The organism is Massilia mucilaginosa, from assembly GCF_011682145.1.
Taxonomy (GTDB): Bacteria; Pseudomonadota; Gammaproteobacteria; order Burkholderiales; family Burkholderiaceae_D; genus Telluria_A; species Telluria_A mucilaginosa.
Genome location: NZ_WHJH01000112.1, coordinates 1 through 4,315, shown reverse-complemented (window position 1 = coordinate 4,315; position 4,315 = coordinate 1). Strand labels below are relative to the sequence as shown.

The window sequence follows — 4,315 nt, the reverse complement described above, 5'->3', positions numbered from 1 at the left end:
GGAAAACGCTTTGCCACGTATGCATACAACGGCGACGGGCAAGCCGTGTTGTCGGAGCACGCCGGCGGTGCGCAGCGCTACACATTTGCCTATCCCAGTCGGACCAGCCGGATCGTCACCGATCCGCTCGGCAGCAGCCGCACCATCGGCATTGCGTACGATTCCAATGACAAGAGCCGGATTACCGCCGAAAGCCAGCCCGCCGGCGCTGGCTGCGCCGCAAGTGCCAAGGCAAGCACCTACACGCAAAAAGGCGACGTGGAGAGCCGTACCGACTTCAATGGAAACAAGACCTGCTTCATCAGTGACCCCATCCGTGGAACCGAACTGGAACGCACGACCGGCCTGGCCAAAGATGCTACTTGCCCTGCGAGCATCGATAGCCCAATTCCGGCCGGCGCACGCAAGACCAGTACGCGCTGGCATCCGGACTGGCCTCTGGCCACGATGACCGCCTCGCCCGGGCGCGTGGACACGAAGATTTATAACGGCCAGCGCGACGCTGCGGGCAGGTTAGTGGAATGCGCTGGCGGCGCAATGCTGCCCAATGGAAAACCTATAGCCGTCATTTGTCGTGCGAGCGTCCAGGCGACCACTGACAATAATGGCTGGTGAGCGACAATTATCTTGGCCGGTAGACGACAACTATCTTGGCCGGTTTGTCACCTGAAACCGGCCCGGTGCGGAAGCGAGGTTTACAGTTGTTTCATTCAGCATGGAGCTGGGGAGATGACGAGTGGCCGGCAAACGCATTGGAGATCACCAAGTGGGCATTTACAAGAAACTCAGAACCAGGCACGGGCAGGAAGTCGCTGCGGCCAAGAGCGGCATCAGCGTGCGTTCAGCACGACGGATCGATGCGAGCGAAGCACTGCCATCTCAGCGGGAGGGGCGCAGTTGGCGCACCCGCGCCGACCCGTTCGAGGCTGTATGGGATAGCGAACTGGTGCCGATGCTGGCGGCGGCGCCGGGCCTGACCGCAACGACCTTGCTGGAGGAAATCCAGAGGCGCCATCCAGGGCAGTACGACGACGCTTTGCTGCGCACACTTCAACGCCGGGTGCGCACCTGGAGCGCCAGTTACGGCAAGGAGCGCGAGGTGTACTTTGCGCAGGCGCACCCGCCAGGCCGCCTGGGCCTCTCGGACTTCACCCATGCCGCCGTCCTGCAAGTGACCATCGCCGGCGCGGCCTTGTTGCACCTGCTGTACCAGTTCGCCTTGGCCTACTCTGGCTGGCGTTACGTCGAGGTGGTGCTGGGCGGCGAGAGCTTCATAGCGCTGTCGTCGGGCCTGCAGAATGCGGCATGGATGATGGGCGGCGTTCCCGAGGAGCACCGCACCGACAGTCTGGCGGCCGCCTTCAACAACAAGGCCGAGCACGAATTGCTGACGCGGCGCTACGATGCCCTGTGCCAGCATTACGGGATGCGCCCCAGCCGCAACAACCTCGGCGTGAGCCACGAGAACGGGTCGATCGAATCGCGGCAAGGCACGCTCAAGCGCACCATGGAGCAAGCGCTGCTGTTGCGCGGGCACCGCGACTTCGCCGACCTGGACGGCTACCGTCTCTTCGTGGCCGAAGTGTTCGGGCGTCTCAACGGCCGCGTTGCCCGCAAGTTCGACGAAGAACGTGCCATGCTCATGCCGTTGCCGGACAGGCGCAGCAGCGACTACGAGGAGGTTGACGCGCGCGTCACCAAGTACTGCACCATGACGGTCAGGAAGGTGCTGTACACAGTCCCGTCGAGGCTGGTGGGGCATCGGCTGAAGGTGCGCGTCTTTGGCGAGCGGCTCGAGTGCTGGCTGGGCAATGTGTGCGTGCTTGAGCTGCAACGCGGCCAGCCCGATCCGGTCAGCGGACGGGGCAAGGTCGTCGACTATCGCCATCTGCTCCCGGCACTCAAACGCAAGCCCGGCGCCCTGGCGCGCTCGGTGCTGCGCGACGCGCTGTTCCCGCGTACCGAGTACCGCCTGATGTGGGGGCAGTTGAAGGACTGCTTGCCCGAGGCGCAAGCCTGCAGGCTCATGGTTGGCTTGCTGGACCTGGCCGGCAACGGCGGCTGCGAGGCGGCGCTCGCGCAACGCTTGGCGGTGCTGCTCGCCGCCGGCGCGATGCCGGACCTGGAACGACTGCAGCAGGAGATGGCCCCGCGGCCGGCGCACTGCCCAGTGGTGACGGTGGTGCTGCCGACATTGGCCAGCTACGACTGCCTGCTGGAGGCGGCATGAACAGCATTGCGGCCCGCCTGCCGCTGATCCTCAACGAGCTGCGCTTGCCGACCGTCAAGCGCCTGTGGGCGGGCCTGGCCGAACAGTCGGACAAGGAGGGCTGGCCCGCCGAGCGCTTCCTTACCGCCGTGATGGAACATGAGTTGGCAGAGCGGGAAACGCGGCGCCTGGAACGGCACCGGCTGGAGTCTCAGCTTCTACCCGGCAAGCTGCTCTCGAACTTCGACTTTACGACCGTGCCCACGGTATCGAAAGCGCATGTCACGGCGCTGGTCGAAGGCGATGGCTGGATCGACCAGGGCGCCAACCTGCTGCTGTTCGGACCGCCTGGCGTAGGCAAGAGCCACCTCGTGTGCGCCATCGGCTACGGGCTGATCGATCGCGGCTATCGGGTTCACTTCACACGTACCAGCGATCTGGTGCAACGGCTGCAAGTGGCACGCCGGGAGATGCGCTTGCCGGCCGAGATCGCCAAGTTGGATCGCTTTGACCTGCTGATTCTGGACGACCTGAGCTATGTCCGGCGCGATCAGGCGGAGACGTCGGTACTGTTCGAACTGATCGCTGCGCGCTACGAGAGGAAGAGCCTGGCATTGACGGCGAACCAGCCGTTCTCCGGGTGGGACCAGGTGTTTCCGGAGCCGGCCATGACGCTGGCGGCGGTGGATCGCCTTGTGCACCACTCGACCATCTTCGAGCTCAACGTGGAAAGCTATCGGCGACGAGCAGCATCGGCGGGAAACACTACCGCCAAGCCGAAAACGAAGGAAAAGAAGGATTAACAACACCTCGCTTCACCGGCCAAGATAATTGACGCCGACCGGCCAAGATAGTTGACGCCAACCAAATGGCGCACTTGGATTCGCGGCGGTGGGAACAGGCCCGGTGCAGGAATGGCGCTACACCTATAATCCCAACGGGCAGCTGCTGACGAGTACCGGACCGGCCAATGCTAATGGCAAGGCCGAATCGTCGAGCATGGTCTATTACGCCGACACCAGCACAAGCCACCACCCGCGCGACTTGGCAAGCGTGCGCAACAGCGTCGGTGAGGTCACCAGTTACCTCGAATACAGCGAGGATGGCTTGCCGACCAAAATCCAGCGCCCCAATGGCCAGATGGTTGGGTTTGAATATGACTCGCGCCAGCGCTTGGTATCCAGCACTGTTCGAGCGGCCAGCGGACCTGCCGAAACCACGCGCTATGAGTACGACCTTGTGGGCCAGCTGATCCGTCTGACCGCGCCCGACGGCTCGACGCTGAGCTACACGTACGACGATGCGCACCGCCTGATCGGCTTGCGCGATCGCGCTGGCAACAGCATCAACTTCACGCTCGACGCCATGGGCAATATCGTGCGCCAGGAAGTGAAAGATCCGAACGGCAAACTGGTGGCGCAGACCACGCGCGCCTTCGATGCGCTTAGCCGCTTGCAGCGCGAACAGAAAAGCGCAAAGGATCCCGGCGCGCGCTTCGAATACGATGCCGTCGGCAACCTGACGGCGAGCATTGATCCGCTGGGGCGCGTCAGCAAGGGAACTTACGACACGTTCAACCGTCTGATACAACAGATGCTCCCTGCGGCCGATGCCACGGGCAAGCCGGCGATGATCGACTACGCCTACACGCCGCAGGATCAGCTTGCCTCCGTGCTCGATCCGCGCCGCTTGCAAACGCGTTATGTGTTCAACGGACTGGGGCAGCCAACGGCGTTGATCAGCCCCGATACCGGCACCATGAGCACGCAGTTCGACGGCGCGGGGAGCGCGATAGCCAGCCTGGACGCGGCTGGCTGGACGCAAGACTGCCTATCGCTACGACGCGGCGGGTCGCGTGACCGGTATCGGCGCCAGCACGTTTGAGTACGGCGCGGTGGGCACGCCCGCAGCAGGCCGTATCACGGCGATGACGGATGAGGCTGGAAAAACAGTGTATGTCTACGACAGTATGGGAAGGCTGTTGAGGAAGGAGCAAACGAACGGAGCGGCTTCCCGGCGCTTTGTGACAGCCTACACCTATGGCAGCACGAGCAGCGCCGTGGGCCACGTGACCTCGATGACCTACCCCAGCGGCAATCGCATCGA

3 protein-coding genes and 2 pseudogenes are annotated in these 4,315 nt (G+C 63.6%); all 5 read left to right on the top strand.

Going from position 1 to position 4,315, the window contains the following annotated elements; genetic code table 11:
- Positions 1 to 615: pseudogene (locus F2P45_RS33760) on the top strand (RHS repeat domain-containing protein); the annotation flags it as partial.
- Between the two features lie 121 nt (positions 616 to 736).
- Positions 737 to 2,230: an IS21 family transposase gene (gene istA, locus F2P45_RS33755; RefSeq protein ID WP_166882583.1), complete on the top strand. Its 1,494-nt coding sequence runs from the start codon at positions 737 to 739 to the stop codon at positions 2,228 to 2,230.
- The gene (istB, locus tag F2P45_RS33750; protein WP_166882582.1) at positions 2,227 to 3,012 is read left to right on the top strand and encodes an IS21-like element helper ATPase IstB; all 786 of its coding nucleotides are present in this window, start codon (positions 2,227 to 2,229) and stop codon (positions 3,010 to 3,012) included. Before istA ends, istB begins: the two co-directional genes overlap by 4 nt.
- Before the next feature lie 103 nt (positions 3,013 to 3,115).
- Positions 3,116 to 4,093, top strand: a complete 978-nt coding sequence (locus F2P45_RS33745) for an RHS repeat protein (protein WP_166882581.1) — start codon at positions 3,116 to 3,118, stop codon at positions 4,091 to 4,093.
- Positions 4,065 to 4,315: pseudogene (locus F2P45_RS33740) on the top strand (type IV secretion protein Rhs); the annotation flags it as partial. The gene F2P45_RS33745 and the pseudogene F2P45_RS33740, both read left to right, overlap by 29 nt.